Origin of the sequence: Halomonas sp. E19, assembly GCF_052439355.1 — a bacterium.
In the GTDB taxonomy this organism is placed as follows: Bacteria; Pseudomonadota; Gammaproteobacteria; order Pseudomonadales; family Halomonadaceae; genus Halomonas.
In genome coordinates this window covers 1,757,238-1,778,303 of the sequence record NZ_JBNFWU010000001.1, presented here as the reverse complement: position 1 = coordinate 1,778,303, position 21,066 = coordinate 1,757,238, and the positions used below count along the sequence as shown (strand labels likewise).

Sequence of the window (21,066 nt, the reverse complement as noted above, 5' to 3'; positions counted from 1 at the left end):
CTTTTAATGTTGCTTGACGAAAAATAGCTGCAAAAATATATCCATAATCTTTATGGTGCTTGGTCAAAGTATGGGGTTGGTGGAGTTTAAAAGTGAGTAAAAATACGGAGCTTGAATACCCAGCTAGTGCTATAACAACGTGGAGTGGTTTTGTCTATCAAGGAAAAATTGCGCTCTATCACTGCCTCAAAATGATTTATCAAGGTGATGTGGGGTTTGAACTTCAATTAGACAGTAGTGACGATTTCGCCATTTACAAAAATGGTGCTTTGATAAGCGCTCATCAAGTAAAGGCTAAGATTGGAAAATATCGCAGCGAGTACATTGAAGCCTTGGAGAAATCTTCAGTTATCGAGTTCGACCGAACCAAGGGGGTTTCGCGTTACTTTCATGTATCCGTTCAGCTAGACAATACTAACGATTACATGGGGGAAAATGGAGAGATCGTACAGTTCTACGTGTATGGAAGCAATAAATATTGTGGCTTGGGCGAAATCGAGGGGTTGACAAAAGAGGTAATTAGGCAGATCTGTAACAACAAATCTATTGCTCTTAGCGAAGACCTCTTGAATTATAATTACTGCCTTCTCTCAGAAAAAATAAGCTCTAAGGCAGTGGCAATACATCGCCTTGTACAGGATGACCGCGAAAAGGCTAATAACGCTGCTTACGAGAACCGCCTTACGGCACAAAGCTTACTTGACGACATCTTGACCAAAAACCCCTACAATAGCACTGAGTATTATGCCGTTGATCTGAAAGCCAGACTTGCCAGTCATCTTGAAGAAAGGCTCGATCAAGCTTTGCCTAGCATGAATGATGAGATGTATGCCAGAGCTCAGAGTCTCTTTGAGCATATTCGCATTACAGATGCCAACGAATTGAAAACACTCTGCCAATTAATGAAGCCATCAGAGCGATTTTCAAGTATCCAAAAGGCAGATATCAGGCGCTATTCTTGGCTGATTGAGGCCATGAGTATTGAGCCGATACTAGAACATTTTCCTCACTACTTGGATAGTGAAAAAAGATTTTACCTACCTACCGCCCTCGACTTACCCTTACTTGATGACCGAGAAGGCTGTACGGCAGACCTGTTAGGAGAAATGGAAAGTAACGAAGATCTTCTCAAGCTGCTATTTGAATACAATAATCTCATTGCCAGCAGATCTACTGAGTCTTTCGTTATTAGCACCAAATACACCCATCCCGACGAACTGACTGACCAAGAGAGTAAAGACCGTATTGACAGCAATATAACCAAATCATTTTGCCTAAGAATAATGACCAAGGAAGACGCAGAGGCTCTACTAGATGATAAATAAGATTATTGATGAGGCGCTCATCGCTCATAAATTCACAAAAGAGCATGAGACTGAACTCACTAGTTTTTACAAGCGTGAATCTGGTTCCGCGATCAGATTTGCAATCCTGCATAAGCTGGACGAGCTTACCAGCCCAGCCGAACTGAATGCCGCTATTAACCAATCGGCACCCGATTCTTTCCACAGCCATCCAGCGTTCAAGAAGAACTGCGATCTGATCTGCATTCATCACTTAAATAAGTTGGCCGAATTCAAAGAACACGAAGAGCAGATATTCGCAATTGAAGAGGATCCTCACTTCTTCAAAAAGTATATTTTGTATTACAGTGACACTGAAGAAGCCGCGATTCAAGGTTATTCCTTTGACAAACTCGTAACCACTATCACGGACAAGAGCCTGTTCAGCAACTACAAGGACGACCCTCTGGCTGCTACACAGTATAGTGTGGCGGCGAAGATATTTATCAAACTTCCATTCCTCGAGCTCCCATTCGCCAAGGGGGAGCTTGTTTCCTTGCGCCTTCAGGCAGGCGAAGCGGTAACGGAAGAAGACCTCGACGAAACTTACGCAATCATTCAAAAATGCACGACGAATAATATAGATGAATTGATCAAGGAGCTGATAGCCAATGAGCTGGAAAATAACGCGAATTGAAGTTTCTAGCTTCAAAGCTTTCAGACACATAGATTTGGATTTGGGCACTTCATCCCTGTTAACCCTAGACGGGCCTAACGGGTATGGGAAGACCAGCATCTTCGATGCAATTGAGTTGTTACTTACCGGCCAGATCAAGAGAATTCATAATCTCTTTTCGACGCTGATGACAAAAAAACAAAAGAATTATGATGACAATCTGTTTTGGAATACCCGTTCTGGAAAGCAAGACCTGTCAATAAAAATCGAATTTTTAGATGGCGAACGCAAGCTGGTTTTAGCCCGGTACGCACCTGTTAGAGTATTCGATACCAAAACGAACAATCGAGCAGACGAATTCAAGCACTTTTCCCTCTACGAGTTGCCGGATTTCGACTCAAATTCCTATACAGCAGCCAACAAACGTGACAATAAGTTTCTCGATGAAGTATTTGGTAAAAATTTCAGGGAAAACTTCTCATTCCTGAACTACCTAGAGCAAGGGCAGAACAAACTGCTCCACACTCGTGTGGATGAGCGTAAAGATGCGCTCGGAAGCCTTTTCAACATCAGCGATATCGCTACTGAAATTGAAAACTGCAAGTCGGTTGCAGCAAAAATTACCAGGTACATAGGAGACGAAGAGCGCAAAGCTAAGGAGGCTTCACTCGAAGCCGAGTGTACAACCTTGCGTGAAATACTTCAGGCTGATCTGGGAAGCGTTGAGTACAAAAGACTATCGACTATTGAACCTGAGCCTGGTTGGGACAAAGAGGTGCCATTCCTCACCTATGACCAGGAAACTTACACTCAATTCCTTGAGTCCATCCATAAGCTGAATGACCTACTTCCTCAGAAAGCTGCCATTCGCATCCGAGCTGAAAATGAAGTAATCGAAGATGATATAAAACGACATTCGGAGTCGCTAAATAGCTTGGCGAAATTGGGCTCGGACATTAGCAAGCTCGACAATCTGGATAAAGTTAAAAGTGAGCTTGACCTACTAGCGAAAGCTTCGGCCATCATCAAAAGAGGGACTTCGGTTATCACCGCGGAGCAAGCCCGCACACTACCAGGCTGGGCAGCAGATCGGCTAGAGTGGTTTGAGTCGCAGATTACGTCACGCAATAACCTCCAGACAAAGAGCGTAGCCAACGATAGCACTGCAGCTGAGCTCGCTCGCTTGAAACAACAGCTCCTTGAAGAACACGCCAAGCTTTACCCGGACGATAAATTTTGTCCTCTCTGCGGTAACGACTGGAAAGCTCATGTGTCGATGCTCGAAGCTGTTGAGGAAAGAGCCCAGAAGATAGCTGACGCCTTGGACAAGGATGGTAAAGCCCTCATCGCCTTGATCACCTCGATGACTACTGAACTCTCCGCCCTTGAAAACTACATCCAAGGCCGCGAAGCGGTCCTGAAACCGCAGTACAATGATGCACTACATAAAGCACTGAAAGAAGCCAAGAGCCGCTTACCGGCAATCCAGCAGCTAGCCGAACGGCTGAAGTCTGAAGGCATCCAAATCACCTTCACGTTCAACGATGACGAAGTGGTGGTAGCGGCCCGTCTTGAAGAACTGCGTAATTTAATGAGCGCCAAGAAAACGGACGAGGCCTTGGTGCCACCGGAAGATTGGCGCCAAACCATTAATGCGGTGTTCAAGGACGTGCAGGACTTCTACATTCTCGATCCTAAAGATCTGAAAAATAAAGAGCGCTATATCAAGGCCAAGGCTAATGAAGCGCAGAGCATCAGGCTTCAAAAATGCCTAGAAGAACTTCAAAAAATCCAACGCGAGAACGATGCTGCTGGCAAAGCCAAAGACAAGGTCAACAAGCTGTATGCTACATTGAAGAAAGCAGAGCAAAAGTATTCTGATCAAACTATCTCGGAAATTGAACTCATTTTCCACATCTACAGTGGACGGCTCATCCAGAACTACCAGCGCGGTCTCGGGCTGTTTCTCGATAGCAGAGACGGTAAGCAACTACGGTTCTTGACGGCAGAAAAATCCGAGCATGATGCGGTGATGTCGATGAGTACGGGGCAGGTGTCAGCACTCAGCCTTGCCTTCTTCTTGTCTCTCAACAAGGTTTATTCAGACGTTCCGATCATTCTCATCGACGACCCATCTCAGTCTCTGGATGAGGTAAACATCGCTTCACTGACTGACCTGCTACGCTGTGAGCTCAATCATTGCCAGCTTATCGTATCCTCACATGAAGACGATATTTCTGCGTACATGCGTTATCGCTTTAGTCGCGCTGGGTTGACAACGAGCTCACTCAACATGCAACGTCTGGCAAAAGAAGCATCGTAACGGTTTGAGGAAATTGGTCCAGGTATTGGAGGTGGGGGTAACCGTGTTGTATACACCAGTTCATTTTTTAGCTTTGACTGTTTGGTCGAAATTAATTGTCATGTTGCCTTGGTTCTTGGTACAGCAGTTAACAAGCAGCTGCTGTCGGACTGTCAAAAGGTTTGGCTTCGCCACCACTTTTGCCAGCCGCAGAGCTGGGCGTTATGTGTCGCAAAGCTGGAGATAAGGAGTTTCGTTATGGCGAAAATAAGAACTACTGTGAGCCACCCGGATGGATTCCACGGGCTACCGTGGTATGAGATTAAAGATAACAAGATATATCCCACCGTTTCTCATCCAGACGGTTGGAGTGGGCTGCCGTGGTATGAAATAAAGGGCGACAAAATATATCCCACTGTAAGCCATCCCAAAGGATGGTCAGGCTTGCCATGGTTTGAAATTAAAGGTAACAAAATCAATTGTGCTGTTAGTCATCCAGATGGGTGGCAGGGCCTCCCGTGGTATGAAATCGTATAAACACATAACCAAGCGCAGCACTACGCAGTCTTCGGCTGCCGGACGCTCGAAAGCTCGCGCCGGTGTGCGCGGCGTTAGGGCGCTGCTTGCCCATACAAAGGAGGTAAAATGAAACGAGAGCTAACTGATCACGAACAATATTCGGATCTTTGGGAAAAGGAGTCACAGTTTCTAGAGTCGCATGGAATTTATAGCCTACTCTCAAAGATCACACCTTCAGGAAAGATTCTTGAATTCGGGTGCGGCATTGGGAATGGGACTCATCATTTATCTATAGATCATGATGTTCTATCTTTAGACAGCAATGGTCGGCTGATTGAAAAAGCCAGAAGCCGTGTAAACGGGAATGTGGCGTTTCATCAATGTGACTTTTTCCATCTGAACGATACAGATAAGGCTGTTATTTCTGACTTTAATCCTCAAGTTGTCGTTGGCTGGTTTATTGGTGGTTGTGGTATTGATATATTTAAGCATACCGAAGAAGAGCCAAATGAAGTAACAAAGTCAAAATTATATCGTGAGAAAATTGAAGATATTATCGTTTCTCCCAGCATCTGCTTAGAATCGGTAGAGTGCATTCACTTGGTAAATCGAGGTGGTCTTGCTGCTGGATTTTCCGAAGCTGAGGTTTTTAGAAGTACAAAAGATGACTATGATACACATGTGTTTGGAAAAGTTGGATTTGAAGTTGTTGAAGTAAAGAATATTGACTGGCCTAGAGAGGGTAGTGATTTCCAATACGGGTATGCTCATAATCCAAATTTTGCTGAAGGGCAAGTAACTCCTACTATCACGTCCATAGTGGCAAAAGAGTGAAGCCCTAACAATCGGCTGCAACAGACAAATTTTCGCTGTCACCTTTTGTGCCAAAATACGCACAAAAGTCGCCATCAAAAAATTGCCCGGTGAGCCGGGCGTTAGGGTCGCTCGTGGCTTGATTGGAAAGATAATGATAGATTTAGGATCGACCGAGTTCTTAATCCGAGTGAAAAGCCTTCCTGAGAAGGATTTCGAACTCTACTCATCCCGGTTGTTTGATGAGTGGGAAGCTAGTGTCGAGAGAGCGCTATCGATTCCTGATTATTACATTTCTCTTGTCATTGAAGAGGGATCCATAAGCGGGAGGGCTAAAATAGCGGCGGTTGCTGGTGCTATATATATGGGTGTTGCTAACTACGGTGGGTTTGTATCCGGGCTACAAACAATACACAGTCAAGTGAAGTATGTGAATAGCCTATTGTTCGAAAACGCTAAAGCCCCGTTTGATTGCACTAAGTCGAACGTTAAGGTTAAAAATAGCGGTGGCGCCATCTCCAGCTTGAACTCCTTGTTCCGTAAGGTTCAAAAAGGCGTCCTTACAGTCGAAGAGGCCATGTTCCAAGTCATGAAAATCTTCGGTGAAGAAGGTGAAAATATTCCAGGTTTTGTTGAGCAGCTTGAGCGAGAGCTGAATAACCTTCCGAGATATCCTAAGCAGCTCAGCTTTATTGATGCGGATGTTTATGAGTGCGAGGAGCTCGTTGGAGATATCAAGGCGGATAGACCATCAAGAGAACGAAGTCCAAAGCCCATTCCAGTCTCTCAGCAATATAGAATTGAAATTTGGCGCGAGTCTAAGAAATCCAAGAAGCAGGTTAAGTTTAGTAGAAGTTGAAGTTGCATACATAAGTGACCGTTTTCCTGGGTTCCTTCTTCATTGCCTTGAGGTATCCTTTCTTGAAGTCGATATAGCCCGCCATCCGTTTCATGTTACTGGCCTGCAGCAAGTGTTCGTGTTGTAGGTGATTCTATGGCCACATACTATTTTATGAAAGAGTTGGTATGGATAAAAAATTGCCCACCTACGAAGATCTGGTATTTGCTATTGCTAATTTTAACGAGCTGTACCCACGGCAGGGTGTTACGATTTCTTTGGGTGAAAAATTCGATTTAGCAAAAGACTATAACGATTTATCCGATTGGTTTTTCGGGAAAGTCGGTGTTTACATTCTTCTTAATGGTGAGAAAGAAGTAGTCAGGGTTGGATCGGCTACGGAAAACTTGTACTCGCGTTTGAATAATTATTTTGACTACCTAGATGACAAGAAAGTAGTGGGTACGGGGTTTTGGAAAGAGGGCGTAAGCACAAAATATATATGTGTGTGTGAAATTCCTCATGAGCAGGTGTTCGAGGCGCTGGCTTTGGAGAAGTACTTGTTGAGAATTTTGACCCCGCCATTGAACAAAGAAGGAAAGTCTAAGTATGTTTGGTATCGCAAAAAAATGCTAGCGGAACTGGATAGGCTTTCTGAGGTTTATGGCTGGGAAAAGGTGAGTGAGAAGTGGCACAATTAATATAGAGATTTATGTTTATTGAGATGCTTTTATATGCGCTAGTGCGTGCAGTGATGTCATTCACCTGATATATACTCTTCGCGGGCAGAAAAGAAACAATGCCTAGCATAGGTTTCATTAAAAGCTACGGCCCCTGAAACTATGGTCTTATCTTCTGCCGAACTTCACCTGTTGGCTGGCCTTCAAGGCTTGCCCGTACGCCAGCTCATCTGGGACCTGAACGCCATTTACTTTGTCAGCAACCAGCACACTCTGAAGCTCGAAGCACTTGCCGACCGGCCTCCGACATCGGACGCGGACCGATACGATGAAGCAAGCTACATCTGCGTCCATGAGCCGGAAACCTCCGGCCCCTTCAGCGATGCAGGCGAGGAAGGCTACTGGTATCGGGTTCTTGCCCGCGATATCCGAGTCGATAAGGTCGAGCTTGTTCGTTCCTATATTGGCACCCCCGGTTCTGTGTTGATCCGGCCTAACCACCGCGAGCTCTCCTCCGTGACGGTCACTCCTGCAGACTGCGGTGCGCTGATTACAACGGAGCTTGGCATCCTGCCAGCGGTTCAGCTTGGTCACAGTTTCGGCTTCTCTCATTGGCCGGAGCTACGGTTCTACTCGCGCGGCGAGGTAAAATCTGAGCTCGACGGCAACTACGAAATCCTGCAGCTTGGGGGTCAGTAGTCCAGATGCTGTGTACAACTGACTTGGTCGGCTGCCATCACGGCCCACAAGCGCATGAAGACCTCCCGAACGCTCATCCATAGCGTTGCATTTGGAACCTGAGACAGCCAAGGATCCCACCTGTGATCATCCCCCAAGACGGGCGCTTGCGGCTGGATCGTGAGCGCTTGAAGCAGCACCGCAAGCGGCTGGGCCTGAGTCAGGAGGCGCTGGCCGAGTACTGTTTTGACCGGCGCTTGTGCGTCTCTATCGCGTCCATCAAGCGGGCGGAGAGTGGCAAGGCGGTGCTGTATCGTACCGCGCGCCATCTGGCCGAGATCTATGAGGTCGAGGTCGAGGAGCTGTCGGCGGAGGCTGAAGAGGCTGCCGTTGTCGCTGCCGATATCGAGGAGATGGAGAGTGCCCGCGTACTGATCCAGTTGCACGCCGTGGCGGCGGATCCGTCGGCGCTGGCGAGCTGGGTGCAGCATTTCGGCGGTAGCCTGGAAGAAGGTGGCACGGCGCTATTCGGGCTGCCCCGGGCTTATCGCAGCGATGCGCAGCGCGGCCTGCTGTGTGCCGCTACCCTGGTGGAACAGGGGTGGCCCGCGGCGTGTATCTTCAGGCCGGCCATTGGCCCACGGCTGTGCCGCTTTCCATGTCGGGTGGGCAGAGCGGCGTGTGGGTCGAGCGTGGTGTGGCGGTGCAGTTGGCGGAGCGCTTCGTTTTCGATGACGAAGGTGGCGAGTGGCTGCGCTATCGCCAGCCCCGAGACGAGGCTCATGACGCCCGCTTCGAGCTGGTGGGGCGCCGGGTACAGCTGGGCCAGTTGCAAGCCATCCTGGAGAGCACTCCAGGCCTACCAGGCCGGTCATCTGATCTACATCCGTGGTGTGGCCGGCATCGGCAAGACGCGCCTGAGCGCCGAGTTTGCCGAGATGGCCGCGGCCCATGCCGATCATCACCAGGCCGAGGTGCTGGATTTCGGTACCCGTGCCGACGAAGGCCCGCTGATGCAACTGGCGCGTTCGCTGCTGCAAACCTCTGCCGAGGCGCAAGCGGAAATTCTGGACGAGGCTCTCCTGCTGGCCCGTCTCTCGGCGCTGCGCCTGCCGATGGATCACGCCATGCTGCTGCGTCCGCTGCTGGGCTTGCCTCAGTCGGAGGAGGCGCAGTCGCTCTATGCCGCCATGACCCCGCGACCCGCAGCCAGCGCTTGGTGCTGGCACTGCGCGATCTGCTCCTGGCGCGCTCCATTCATCGCCCGCAACTGGTGGTGGTGGAGGACCTGCACTGGGCCGACGAGGCGCTGCTGGCCACCCTCACCGGGCTGCTGCAGGGTACCCAGGAAGCGCCGGTGATCTGGCTGTTCACCTCGCGCCTGGAGCAGGACCCGCTGGAGAGCCGCCTGCGCCCGCAGCTGCCGGAGCTGCCGCTCACCCTGATCGAGCTGCCGCCGCTGCGCCCGCAGGAGGCCGAGGCCCTGGTGGCCAGCTACGGCACGGTGCCCGCCGAGCATGCCGCCCGCTGCGTGACCCAGGCCCAGGGCAACCCGCTGTTCCTGACGCAACTGCTGCTGTTCCATCCTCATCGCAGCCTGCCGGCCAGCCTCGCCAATCTGGTACAGAGCAAGCTGGATCAGCTCACCGATCTGGATCGTCGGGCCATGTGCATCGCCGCGGTGATGGGGCAGCGCTTCTCCCTGGCCTCGCTGCAGGAGGTGCTGGGGCAGGCCGATTATCAGCCCGAACTGCCCCAGCGCTACAGCCTGGTGCGCCCGCTGGAAGAGGGCAGCTACCGCTTCGTGCACGACCTGATCCTGCAAGGCATCTACGAGGGGATTCCCAAGATCCAGCGGGACAGGCTGCATCTGCGCCTGGCTGCGCTCTACGGTGAGGCGGAACCGGGCTTGCGGGCGCGCCACCTTCATCGCGCTCGCTCGCTGGAGGCGCCGAATGCCTTCCTGCTGGCGGTGGCGGCGGAAATGGCCCGTTACCGGCACGAGGAGGCGATGGCGCTGCTGAGGGATTGCCACACCATCGACTACGCGCCGAAGGATGAGTACCGGCTGATGCTGCTGCAGGGCCAGGTGGCGATGGCCACCGGGCAGATCCAGGCGGCGCGGGAGCACTTCGAGGCGGCGCGCAGCTTCGCCCGGGACGAACAGGAGCGCATCAGCGCCGACCTCTGGCTGGCCCGGGTGCTGAACATGCTCGACGAGCTGGCGGCGGAGGAGGCGATACTCGACGGCCTGCTGCCCCTGGCCGAGTCGCTGGAAGACCCCTTGCCGCTGGCCGAGGCGCTCTATCTCAAGGGCAATCTCTATTTCCCCCGGGGCGACTTCGCCACCAGCCGCGCCTACCACACCCGTGCCCTGGAGCAGGCCCGCCGTGGCGGCGACGTGCGCACCGAGATCCAGGCCATGAGCGGGCTGGGCGATGCCCACTATGCCGAGGGGCAGATGCGCAGCACCCTCGAGCTGTTCGACCACTGCGTATCGTTGTGCCGAACCCACGGCCACGCCGACCTGGAGGCTTCCAACCTGTTCATGCTGGGTACCGCCCGCATCTACGCCAATCAGACCGAGGCGGCGCTGGCCGACTGCTTCGATGCCGCTGAGTTGGGCAAGCGGGTCGGCAATCGGCGTGCCGAGGTGGTGGCGCGGCTCACGGCGGGGTGGATTCTGCTCTCCCAGGGCGAGCCGTATGCGGCGGAAGAGCAGATCGAACAGGCGCTGACGGTGGCGCGTGGCCTGGGTTCCGGCCGATTCGAGGCGTTCCTGCTGGAGAGTCGGGCCAGGGTCGAGCTGATCGGTGGGCGGCTGGGCGAGGCGCGGGCCAGCATCGAGCGTGCCTGGGAGCTGGTCGAACAGCACGGCCTGAAGGCCTTCATCGGCCCCTGGGTGCTGGGCACCCGGGCGCTGCTGGAAGAGGAGTCCGAGACGCGCCTGGCGACGCTACAGGAGGGCGAAGCGCTGTTGGATGCCGGCTGCGTGGGCCACAACGGCTATCGCTTCCTGATCGCGGCGGCGGAGGTCAGCCTGCTCGACGGGCGCCCGGAAGCGGCCCGCCACTACGCCCGGCGCCTGACCCAACTGATGGGGCGGAGCCCTGTGCCTGGGGCGAGCACCACCGTGCCCTGATCGAGGCCCATGCCGAGTGGTTGGAGAGCGGTGAAGCCGGCGCCTTGGAGCGTCTACAGGCTTGCTGGCAGCGGGGCGAAGCCGCTGGCCTGGGAATGACGCTGCCTTGCCCGGCCGCCACTCGCGGCTAGACGCAGGGATTGAGCCGCCGCTCGGGGGCCGCCAGCAGTAGGGCGACGAGATGCGCCGACTGCTCCAGGCACTGCTCCTGCAGGCCGGCGCCGCGGGTCCAGCCCCCGGCGAACAGCAGCGGGCAAACGTCCCGATGGCCCTCGTAGCGCCGGCGGGCCGTGCGCTGGTTGTAGCGCTCGATCTCCGTCTGCGCCTCGAGGCATTCGGCATCCAGCACGTTGTGCTTGAACAGGGTCCAGGCCTTGGCCTCCAGGGCGCTCTCGATCGCCGGCAGCCGGTCGCGGTAGCCGGCTGCGCCCAGGGCCGCACCGGCCAGCGATGCGGGGGCATCCGGGGCGAGGCATGTCGGTCGAGCATCTCGCTGCGAGGGATGCGGTTGAGGTCATCCACCAGGGAGACGAAGAACTGCGGCAGGCCCGCCCGGTCGTAGCAGGGTTCTCGGCGTCGTTCTGATGACGATTCACCACGTAGTCGATGCGGTAGGGGTGGAAGGTATCTTCGCGCCCCCGTACCTCGACATTGCGGGTGCGCCACAGGTTGGGGTTGGGCGGCAGGCGGGCGGCGGAGGTGTGACAGACACCGAAGCTGCGGGTATAGCGCACCTTGCCGATGATGTACTGCAACTCACGACGGGTCTCGCTCACCTCGTCGCTGAACGTCAGCAGCGGCAGGGCATCCTCGGCATGGGTGGCCATGATCAGCAGGTCCGCTTCCCAGCGGCGCTCGCCGGGGGCGCGCTCGGTGAGCGTCACGCCCTGGGTCGATAGCCTGGCTTCCACCTCGATACCCCGCAGGATCTCGACTCGCGGACCCTGCTTCAGCGGGCCGGTGATATGCGCAGCCAGTGCTTCCAGCCAGTGCTGGACGCCGTGCTCGAAGTAACGACGATCGGGCGGTGAGCCACCCTCTTGCAGGCGGTAATACTCGAAGGGCGCCTGCAGCGGCATGCCGCCGGGGCCGCGGTCGTCGGCGAAGTACATGGCCGAGATGCGCGGGTAGTAGACGGTGTGGCGGAGGCGCTCGAGCCGCTCCGGCAGCGCCGGGTCCTCCCAGTCGATATCGACATTCAGTGCATTGGCCGCCGCGCTCAGCATCTCGGCGGGTGCCGCAGCGCAGGCGTCGAAGAAGTCGTCCACCGTATAACGCGGCGTGATGCGCCGGCTCTCCACCAGGTCGATGGCGCTGCGGTGAAGCAGGGCGATCAGCACGGCCAGCCGGCCGCCATCGGCCAAGCTCAGCTCGTGGCTCGGGTCGCTGGCGCCGCGGAACAGCTCCCGGTCGTCGGTGAGCGCAACACTGCCGTCACGGCTGAAGTAGCTTGCGGTGTTTTCCAGCGGCTTCAGGCGCTCCAGTTCGCCGATCTCGGCGAGCAGCGTGCGCAGGTGGGGCTGGTCGCCAGGTTGACGTCATTGACTCCCAGGTCGGCCCAGCGCCGATACGGCGTATTGGGCTTGCCCGGCAGGCGTCGGTTGCCCAGGTCGACCCACACCGTCTCCGCATTGCCGCCCAGGCTGGCCTTGCGCTCGAACAGGGTAACCTCGATCTGCCGGGCCGACTCACGCCCCAGCTTCTGCAGGTAATAGGCCAGCGACAGGCCGGAAACCCCACCGCCAATGATGGCGATCCGCAGCGGTGTGTGGTCCATGATGAAGCTCCCCAGGCGATGAATGGCTCAAGGATCAACCAAGAGCCCGCTGCGACCAAGGGGGTAAGATGAGGTGATACCGAAGTGATCCGTTACGCTTCGGGCGGGTGATACCGGCGCTCGTGGTGGTGCCGAGGTGATTGCTAATGCAACAAAATCACTGTGTGTAATTAAAGCATGGCTTTATGATTTGTGTTGGCTGGCTGAGCCGGCCTCAAAAATATTATTCATATTTGGATGCGTGCAACGGGATTAATAGATGTTAGATCAAGTGATGGGGGCGGTCGCAAATGATGCTTCTTCGGAATTATTTTTCCTGCTTTTTGGTTCTTTTATTTTGTATGTGCTTCAGCAGTCCTACAGGAAGGTTAAAAACATAAGGCATAGACGTCGACTAAGACATGAGTTGTCTTTATATAAGAAAAGAAAAGACTCGATTAATGTGGTTGATCTTGCTAATGGAGATCCTGAGTTTGAGAAAAGAAACATTTTTTCTAGAGAGGTGTCAATTTTTGGCGCCCATCGTAGCTTGTTTTTGAGTATGCCTGTCGAGATAGAAGAGAAAATAATTTCAAGAGAGCGAGAGGCCGGCTACATGGATTCTCAGCTTTCAAAATTTCACGCTGACACATCATTTGATGGCGGCAGTGATTTTAAAGACCTGGCTGAGCTGACTGGTATAATAGAACTTCCATGCCTGATAAATAAACATAAAAACATTGTTGGGGAGGAGTTTCTTAATGCTAAGGAGAGGTTGATATTCAATGGGGATAAATATGGCGTATTCAACCTCAAGTTCACGCGTTTCGGTGATGACGAAAAGCCAGGAGTGGAGATTGATTTTTTCAAAACGGATTACTATACCCATAGAGTTTTTAGGTCTATCTATCAAGAGCTAAAGTTGAATGGCCATCCTATTGCATCAGCCGGGCTTTCTGATTTTTTAAAATATAAGCCATTTCTCACTTCTTTTGGTATAAATGCTCTGCTTATTTGCGAAGGAGGTCATGGAAAAGAGATAATATTGAGCAAGCGTTCTGGCAGAGTGCAGGGTGGGGTTCAAAAATACCATATTACAATGAATGAGGGGCTGTCGCAGACAGATAAAGATCCTTTTGGTAAGGTTGATCTCGAGCTTTGCTTCAAGCGGGGCTCCTCGAAGAGCTGGGAATTAATGATAAATTATATCAACACGGGGTGAAGGCTTCGTTTTATGATTTTTTCTTGAAAAAAACAATTTTGAGATTGGTCTGTCGGCAGTTTTTGAATTGGATCTTGATTACGAAAAAGATATAGAGCCACTGATTGCTCGCGATAAGCATCTGGAAGTGGATTCGTTTGTCGCTTTGCCGCTAAAAAGTAAGGTCATAGAGGGCTTTATTAATAGTAATGAATTTATCCCGCATGGGTTGTATGTCTTGGAAAGGGTATTGTTGAGAGAAAATATTAGTGTCGCGAAGAATGTTGCAAACGCATCATTTCGTACACGCTGAGTGACGTGAGCCATTCCTGTCTGTGAGTAGAGCTGTATGTGCTGTGAGTACAGGGATCGTATGCACAGTGATGGTATTCACCTGACAAAAAAGCCCCTGAGCCAGTTATCTGGCTCAGGGGCTTTGCGTTTCTGTTGGCGGCTTACTTCGCCGCCAGTGCCACGCCCACCTTGAGCGGTTCGGCCGACCGATGGTCTGGGTGATCCAAGTGCCGGTTTCGGCGAGCTTGTTGAGGTCGATGCCGGTGTCGATACCCAGGCCGTTGAGCAGGTAGACGACGTCTTCGCTCGCCACGTTGCCGGAGGCGCCCTTGGCGTAGGGGCAGCCGCCGAGGCCGGCGACGGAGCTATCCACCACGCTGATGCCCTCTTCCAGCACGGCGTAGAGGTTGGCCAGCGCCTGGCCGTAGGTGTCGTGGAAGTGGGCGGCGAGCTTGTCCATGGGGATGTCGCGGCTCACGGCTTCGATCATGCGCTTGGCGGCGAGCGGGGTGCCGACGCCGATGGTGTCGCCGAGCGAGACTTCGTAGCAGCCCATGTCGTACAGCGCCTTGCTCACCTCGGCGACCTTGGCCGGGGCGATCTCGCCTTCGTAGGGGCAGCCGAGCACGGTGGAGACGTAGCCGCGTACGCGCACGTTGGCCTTTCTGGCTCGCTCCAGCACGGGGGCGAAGCGCTCCAGCGATTCGGCGACGGAGCAGTTGATGTTCTTCTGCGAGAAGGCTTCACTTGCCGCGCCGAATACGGCCACTTCCTCCACGCCGCACTCCAGCGCCGCTTCCAGCCCCTTGAGGTTGGGGGTAAGGGCGGCGTAGGTCACGCCTGGGCGGCGCTTCAGGCCGGTCATCACCTCGCGATGATCGGCCATCTGCGGCACCCACTTGGGCGAGACGAAGCTGGCCGCTTCTATGTACGTGAGCCCGGCGGCGCCCAGGCGGTCGATCAGTTCCAGCTTGGTGGCCGTGTCGATCGGGTTGGGCTCGTTCTGCAGCCCATCGCGGGGACCGACTTCGACCAGGCGCACCTTTTTCGGAAATGCCATCTAACGTCTCCTTATTCCGCTGGCGCAAACTCGAGCAGCACGTCACCCTGGCCCACCGTATCGCCGGCGTTGAAGTGGAAGCTCTCCACGTGGCCGTCGGCGGGGGCGGTCATGGTGTGTTCCATCTTCATGGCTTCCATGACCATCAGCGGCATGCCTTTCTCCACCTTCTGACCGGCTTCCACCAGCAGCGCGACCACGGTGCCGTGCATCGGCGCGGTGAGGGTCGATTCGGCTTCGTGGTGGCCGTGGTCGATGGCGTCGATACGGCGCCAGAACAGGCGGGTTTCGCCACGCGGGTCGACCATGACGACGACGTTACCGTCGCGGCGGGCCTGCAGGCGGCGGCGGTGGCCGTTGAGGGTAACGGCCACGGCGTCGCCTTCCAGGTGCTGCAGGCGGGCGGTGAGGGTCTCGCCACCGATGGTCAGGTCCCACGGATCGGCGCCGCTGGCGCGGGTGCCTTCCACAATCACCACGCCTTCGGCATCGTGCACCTGGGCCACGGCCGGGTCGCACAGGGCGATGCGGATGGTGTGCGGGGCGTTGAGGCGGAAGCCGTCGTGGCGGTCCCAGGGGAGTCGCTTTCACATTCGCGGGCGAGCTGGTTGAGGCCGATCAGCGCGGCGCCGGCGTACTCTTCGATGCTGAACTGCTTGGGCGCGAAGAGGGTGGCCTCGTTCTTCTCGATGAAGCGGGTGTCGAGATCGCACGCCTTGAAAGCGGGATGGGTGGCCAGGCGCTGCAGGAAGGCGCGGTTGGTCACCACGCCCTGCACGTCGAGAGCTGCCAACGCCCGGTTGAGGGTGGCCAGGGCCTGGTCGCGGTCGTCGCCGTGGACGATCAGCTTGGCCAGCATGGGGTCGTAGTGCATGGAGACCACGTCGCCGGTTTCCACGCCGCTGTCCAGGCGTACCTGGCGCGGGTCGAGTCCGGCGCCTTTCAGGTCCATGGCGAAGCGCTCGAGCCTGCCGGTGGCGGGCAGGAAGTCCTGCTCCGGGTCTTCGGCGTAGAGCCGCGCCTCGAAGCTGTGGCCGGTAATGGTCAGCTCGTTTTGCTGCAACGGCAGCGCCTCGCCCATGGCCACGCGCAGCTGCCACTCGACCAGGTCCTGGCCGGTGATCATCTCGGTGACGGGGTGCTCCACCTGCAGGCGGGTGTTCATCTCCATGAAGTAGAACGAGCCGTCCTTGTCGAGCAGGAACTCGACGGTACCGGCGCCCACGTAGCCGATCTCCTTGGCGGCGCGTACGGCGGCTTCGCCCATCTCGCGGCGCAGCTCTGGCGACATGCCGGGGGCGGGGCTTCTTCGAGTACCTTCTGGTGGCGGCGCTGCACGGAGCAGTCGCGCTCGAACAGGTAGACGCCGTTGCCGTGGCTGTCGCAGAACACCTGGACCTCGACGTGGCGCGGCTGGGTCAGGTACTTCTCGATCAGCATGCGGGTGTCGCCGAAGGCGGCCTGGGATTCGCGGCGGCAGCCGTCCAGTGCGGCCTGGAACTGCTCGCCGCTTTCCACCACGCGCATGCCCTTGCCACCGCCGCCGGCGCTGGCCTTGAGCAGCACCGGGTAGCCGATCTGGTCGGCTTCGCGGCGCAGCAGGGCGTCGTCCTGGTCGTCGCCGTGGTAGCCCGGCACCAGCGGTACGCCGGCGTTGGCCATGCGCGCCTTGGCCGCGGACTTGTCGCCCATGGCGGCAATCGCCGAGGCGGGCGGGCCGACGAAGGTAATGCCGGCGGCGTCCAGCGCTTCCACGAAGGCGCCGTTCTCGGAGAGGAAGCCGTAGCCGGGGTGAATGGCGCCGGCGCCGGTGCGCTTGGCGGCTTCCACTACCGCTTCGACCTTGAGGTAGCTCTCACGGGCGGCGGCCGGGCCCAGGCGCACGGCCTCGTCGGCCTCGCGCACGTGGCGGGCGTTGGCGTCGGCGTCGGAGTACACGGCCACGGTGCGCAGGCCCATGGCGCGGGCGGTGCGCATTACGCGGCAGGCGATTTCACCGCGGTTGGCGACCAGCAGGGTGTCGAAGGGCGTGGTGCGGGATTCGTTGTTCTGGCTCATGAGCGGCGCTCCGTGGCGGTCTTGTCGGGGTCGGCCCAGGCGGGGCGGCGCTTCTCGAAGAAGCTGGCCAGGCCCTCCTGGCCTTCGGCGCTCACGCGCAGTTCGCTGATCACACGGCAGGTGTGCTCGCGAGTGGCCTTGCTGTCGGGTTCACGGGCCACGTCGGCCAGCAGCGCCTTGGTGGCGCGCTGGGCCTGGGGCGAGCCGCCCAGCAGGGTATCGAGCATGCCGCTTACCGCGGTGTCCAGCGACTCGTGCTCGACTACCTGGTGGGCCAGGCCTAGCTCCAGCGCCTGGGCTGCTTCCATAACCTCGGCGGTGAGCGCGAAGCGGCGCATCTGGCGCGGACCCAGGGCACGCTGCACGTAGGGGCTGATCACGGCGGGCGAGAGGCCGATCCTGACCTCGGAGAGGCAGAACTTGGCCTTCTCGCTGGCGATCACGATGTCGCAGCAGGCCGCCAGGCCCACGGCACCGCCGAAGGCGGCACCCTGCACGCGGCAGACGGTGGGGCAGGGCAGGGTATCCAGGCCGTGCATCAGCTGCGAGAGCTTTCGCGAGTCGGCCAGGTTGCCCTCGAAGTCGTACTCCACCATGCGCTTCATCCAGCCGAGGTCGGCGCCGGCGGAGAAGCTCTTGCCCTCGAGCCCAGCACCACCACGCGCACCTCGCCGTGGTGGGCGGCATCATGCAGCTTGGCCAGATGTGCATTGAGCTCGGCGATCAGGCTGTCGTCGAAGGCGTTGTGCACGTCGGGGCGATTCAGCGTCAGCCAGGCAACGCCGCGTTCGTCGATCTTGAGTTCGGAATATGTCTGCGTCATGGCTGCCTCACATCCGGAACACGCCGAACTTGGTGTCTTCCACTTCCGCGTTCATGGCGGCGGCAAGCGAGAGCCCCAGCACGTCGCGGGTCTGGGCCGGGTCGATCACGCCGTCGTCCCACAGCCGGGCGCTGGCGTAGTAGGGGTGACCCTGGCGCTCGTACTGCTCGCGGGTGGGCTGCTTGAAGGCCTCTTCCTCTTCCTTGCTCCACTCGTTGCCTTCGCGCTCGTACTGCTCGCGCTTGACCTGGGCCAGCACGCCGGCGGCCTGCTCGCCGCCCATTACCGAGATACGCGCGTTGGGCCACATGAACAGCAGGTTGGGGTCGTAGGCGCGGCCGCACATGCCGTAGTTGCCGGCGCCGAAGCTGCCGCCGATCAGTACGGTGAACTTGGGCACCTTGGCGCAGGCCACGGCGGTGACGAGCTTGGCGCCGTGCTTGGCGATGCCTTCGTGCTCGTACTTGGAGCCGACCATGAAGCCGGTGATGTTCTGCAGGAATACCAGCGGGATCTTGCGCTGGGCGCACAGCTCGATGAAGTGGGCGCCTTTCACCGCGGATTCGGAGAACAGCACGCCGTTGTTGGCGACGATGCCCACCGGGTAGCCGTGAATATGGGCGAAGCCGGTGACCAGGGTGTCGCCATAGTAGCGCTTGAACTCGTCGAAGTCGGAGTCGTCGACGATACGGCCGATCACTTCGCGCACGTCGAACGGCTTCTTGAGGTCGGTGCCAACGATGCCGTAGATCTCGCTGGGATCGAGACGCGGAGCCTTGGGTGCCTGCATCTTGAGCTGGCCGCGCTTCTGCCAGTTCAGCCGCGACACGCAGGCGCGGGCGAGCTGCAGGGCGTGGGCGTCGTTCTCGGCGTAGTGGTCGGCCACGCCGCTGATCTTGGCGTGTACGTCGGCGCCGCCCAGGTCCTCGGCGCTGATGCTCTCGCCGGTGGCGGCCTTCACCAGCGGCGGGCCGCCGAGGAAGATGGTGCCCTGCTGCTTGACGATGATTGACTCATCGGCCATGGCCGGCACGTAGGCGCCGCCGGCGGTGCACGAGCCCATCACCACGGCGATCTGCGGGATGCCCTCGGCGGAGAGGGTGGCCTGGTTGTAGAAGATGCGCCCGAAGTGGTCGCGGTCGGGGAACACTTCGTCCTGGCGGGGCAGGAAGGCGCCGCCGGAGTCGACCAGGTAGATGCACGGCAGACGGTGCTTGCGGGCGATCTCCTGGGCGCGGATGTGCTTCTTCACCGTCAGCGGGTAGTAGGTGCCGCCCTTGACGGTGGCGTCGTTGGCGACGATCACGCACTCCACGCCACTCACGCGACCGATACCGGTGACCACGCCGGCGGCGGGCACGTCGCTCTCGTAGACCTCATGGGCGGCCAGCGCCGAGAACTCGAGGAAGGGTGAGCCTTCGTCGATCAGGTGGTCGATGCGGTCGCGCACGAACAGCTTGCCGCGCGACTCATGCCGGGCGCGAGCCTTCTCGCCGCCGCCCTGGCTGATCGCCGCGGTCAGCTCGCGCAGCTTCATGACCTCGTGGCGCATGGCCTGGTCGTTGGCCTGGAAGCCGCCGCTGCGCGTATTGACTTGGGTGTTCAGGATGGCCATCTATCGGCTCCCTCAGATCTGGTAGGCAACAGAGTGAGCGCCGCCCGGGCCTGCGGGGTCCGGGCGAACGCCGTCAGGCTTACTTGGACTCGTTGAAGAGTTCGCGGCCGATCAGCATCCGGCGGATCTCGCTGGTGCCGGCGCCGATCTCGTAGAGCTTGGCGTCGCGCAGCAGGCGTCCGGTGGGGTACTCGTTGATGTAGCCGTTGCCGCCCAGCAGTTGGATGGCGTCCAGCGCCACCTGGGTGGCCTTCTCGGCGCAGTAGAGGATGACGCCGGCGGCGTCCTTGCGCGAGGTCTGGCCGCGGTCGCAGGCCGCCGCCACGGCATAGAGGTAGGCGCGACAGGCGTTCAGGGTGGTGTACATGTCGGCGATCTTGCCCTGCACCAGCTGGAACTCGCCGATCGACTGGTCGAACTGCTTACGCTCGTGGACGTAGGGCACCACGATGTCCATGGCCGCCTGCATGATCCCGATGGGGCCGGCGGCAAGCACGGTGCGCTCGTAGTCCAGGCCGCTCATCAGCACGCGTACGCCCTTGCCAACTTCGCCCAGCACGTTCTCTTCCGGCACTGCGCAGTCCTGGAACACCAGTTCGCAGGTGTTGGAGCCACGCATGCCGAGCTTGTCGAGCTTCTGTGCGGTGGAGAAGCCGGCGAAGCCCTTCTCGATGATAAAGGCGGTGATGCCTTTGGAGCCGGCGTCGGGATCGGTCTTGGCATAAACGACGAGCACGTCGGCGTCGGGGCCGTTGGTGATCCACATCTTGTTGCCGTTGAGGATGTACTTGCCACCCTCCTTGCGTGCGCGCAGCTTCATGCTCACCACGTCGGAACCGGCGCCCGGCTCGGACATGGCCAGCGCGCCGATGTGTTCGCCGCTGATCAGCTTGGGCAGGTACTTGGCCTTCTGCTCGGCATTGGCATTGATCTTGAGCTGGTTGACGCACAGGTTGGAGTGCGCGCCATAGGAGAGACCCACCGAGGCGCTGGCGCGGGAGATCTCTTCCATGGCGATACAGTGGGCCAGGTAGCCCATGCCGCTGCCGCCGTCCTCTTCCGGCACGGTGATGCCGAGCAGGCCCATGTCGCCGAACTTCTGCCATAGATCGTTGGGGAACTCGTTCTTCTCGTCGATCTCGGCGGCGCGCGGGGCGATCTCGTCACGGGCGAAGGCGTTGACGTGATCGCGCAGCATGTTCAGTTCGTCGGCGAGGCCGAAGTCGAGGGGCTTGTAGGACAGGTGCATGGCAGTACTCCTCTTGCCGTTGTCGCTGGCCACCGCGGTTGGCCATGTCGCTGGCCTTAGTAGTGGCGAGTGGTTGTGG

General features: G+C 57.4%; 15 protein-coding genes and 2 pseudogenes. 10 read left to right on the top strand and 7 right to left on the bottom strand.

The window, feature by feature from the left end; all coding sequences use genetic code 11:
* Positions 1-92: 92 nt before the first annotated feature.
* From ACUDAL_RS09410 to ACUDAL_RS09375, 8 genes are all read left to right on the top strand, one after another.
* Entirely contained in the window at positions 93-1,325 is a 1,233-nt protein-coding gene (locus ACUDAL_RS09410; protein ID WP_444677961.1) for an ABC-three component system protein, read from the top strand.
* Positions 1,315-1,980 carry an ABC-three component system middle component 1 gene (locus ACUDAL_RS09405; RefSeq protein WP_444677960.1) on the top strand — a complete coding sequence of 222 codons (666 nt, stop codon included), beginning with the start codon at positions 1,315-1,317 and terminating at the stop codon, positions 1,978-1,980. The genes ACUDAL_RS09410 and ACUDAL_RS09405 overlap by 11 nt, the downstream gene beginning before the upstream one ends.
* On the top strand, positions 1,955-4,282 hold the full coding sequence (locus tag ACUDAL_RS09400) for an AAA family ATPase (protein WP_444677959.1): 2,328 nt from the start codon (positions 1,955-1,957) through the stop codon (positions 4,280-4,282). The genes ACUDAL_RS09405 and ACUDAL_RS09400 overlap by 26 nt, the downstream gene beginning before the upstream one ends.
* Before the next feature lie 624 nt (positions 4,283-4,906).
* Positions 4,907-5,614: a class I SAM-dependent methyltransferase gene (locus ACUDAL_RS09395; RefSeq protein WP_444677958.1), complete on the top strand. Its 708-nt coding sequence runs from the start codon at positions 4,907-4,909 to the stop codon at positions 5,612-5,614.
* Positions 5,615-5,783: 169 nt separating this feature from the next.
* Complete coding sequence (locus ACUDAL_RS09390; RefSeq protein WP_444677957.1) at positions 5,784-6,452, top strand: hypothetical protein; 669 nt, start codon at positions 5,784-5,786, stop codon at positions 6,450-6,452.
* A 167-nt stretch (positions 6,453-6,619) separates the two neighbouring features.
* Positions 6,620-7,132 carry a GIY-YIG nuclease family protein gene (locus ACUDAL_RS09385; protein ID WP_234239118.1) on the top strand — a complete coding sequence of 171 codons (513 nt, stop codon included), beginning with the start codon at positions 6,620-6,622 and terminating at the stop codon, positions 7,130-7,132.
* A 141-nt stretch (positions 7,133-7,273) separates the two neighbouring features.
* Positions 7,274-7,810, top strand: a complete 537-nt coding sequence (locus ACUDAL_RS09380) for a hypothetical protein (protein WP_444677956.1) — start codon at positions 7,274-7,276, stop codon at positions 7,808-7,810.
* A gap of 1,198 nt (positions 7,811-9,008) precedes the next feature.
* Positions 9,009-10,931, top strand: coding sequence for a hypothetical protein (locus ACUDAL_RS09375; RefSeq protein ID WP_444677955.1), 1,923 nt, complete (start codon positions 9,009-9,011; stop codon positions 10,929-10,931).
* 53 nt (positions 10,932-10,984) lie between these two features.
* Here ACUDAL_RS09375 and ACUDAL_RS09370 read toward each other — a convergent pair whose 3' ends face one another.
* On the bottom strand, positions 10,985-12,295 hold the full coding sequence (locus ACUDAL_RS09370; protein ID WP_444677954.1) for a hypothetical protein: 1,311 nt from the start codon (positions 12,293-12,295) through the stop codon (positions 10,985-10,987).
* Positions 12,296-12,402: 107 nt separating this feature from the next.
* Positions 12,403-12,708 (bottom strand): FAD-dependent oxidoreductase, encoded by a 306-nt coding sequence (locus tag ACUDAL_RS09365; RefSeq protein WP_444677953.1) that lies wholly within the window; start codon positions 12,706-12,708, stop codon positions 12,403-12,405.
* Between the two features lie 259 nt (positions 12,709-12,967).
* On the opposite strand from ACUDAL_RS09365, the gene ACUDAL_RS09360 reads away from it, so the two are divergent.
* Both ACUDAL_RS09360 and ACUDAL_RS09355 read left to right on the top strand, forming a co-directional pair.
* Entirely contained in the window at positions 12,968-13,909 is a 942-nt protein-coding gene (locus ACUDAL_RS09360) for a hypothetical protein (RefSeq protein WP_444677952.1), read from the top strand.
* Between the two features lie 67 nt (positions 13,910-13,976).
* Positions 13,977-14,201, top strand: a complete 225-nt coding sequence (locus ACUDAL_RS09355) for a hypothetical protein (RefSeq protein ID WP_444677951.1) — start codon at positions 13,977-13,979, stop codon at positions 14,199-14,201.
* 114 nt (positions 14,202-14,315) lie between these two features.
* Here ACUDAL_RS09355 and ACUDAL_RS09350 read toward each other — a convergent pair whose 3' ends face one another.
* The 5 genes and pseudogenes from ACUDAL_RS09350 to ACUDAL_RS09330 all read right to left on the bottom strand — a co-directional run bounded on the left by ACUDAL_RS09350 (position 14,316) and on the right by ACUDAL_RS09330 (position 20,987).
* Complete coding sequence (locus ACUDAL_RS09350) at positions 14,316-15,242, bottom strand: hydroxymethylglutaryl-CoA lyase (protein WP_444677950.1); 927 nt, start codon at positions 15,240-15,242, stop codon at positions 14,316-14,318.
* Between the two features lie 11 nt (positions 15,243-15,253).
* A pseudogene (locus ACUDAL_RS09345) lies at positions 15,254-17,300 on the bottom strand (acetyl/propionyl/methylcrotonyl-CoA carboxylase subunit alpha).
* Positions 17,297-18,123 (bottom strand): annotated as a pseudogene (locus tag ACUDAL_RS09340) (enoyl-CoA hydratase/isomerase family protein). The pseudogenes ACUDAL_RS09345 and ACUDAL_RS09340 overlap by 4 nt, the downstream one beginning before the upstream one ends.
* A 7-nt stretch (positions 18,124-18,130) precedes the next feature.
* Positions 18,131-19,738, bottom strand: coding sequence for a carboxyl transferase domain-containing protein (locus ACUDAL_RS09335; RefSeq protein WP_444677949.1), 1,608 nt, complete (start codon positions 19,736-19,738; stop codon positions 18,131-18,133).
* A 79-nt stretch (positions 19,739-19,817) separates the two neighbouring features.
* Positions 19,818-20,987 carry an isovaleryl-CoA dehydrogenase gene (locus tag ACUDAL_RS09330; protein ID WP_444677948.1) on the bottom strand — a complete coding sequence of 390 codons (1,170 nt, stop codon included), beginning with the start codon at positions 20,985-20,987 and terminating at the stop codon, positions 19,818-19,820.
* Positions 20,988-21,066: the final 79 nt, after the last annotated feature.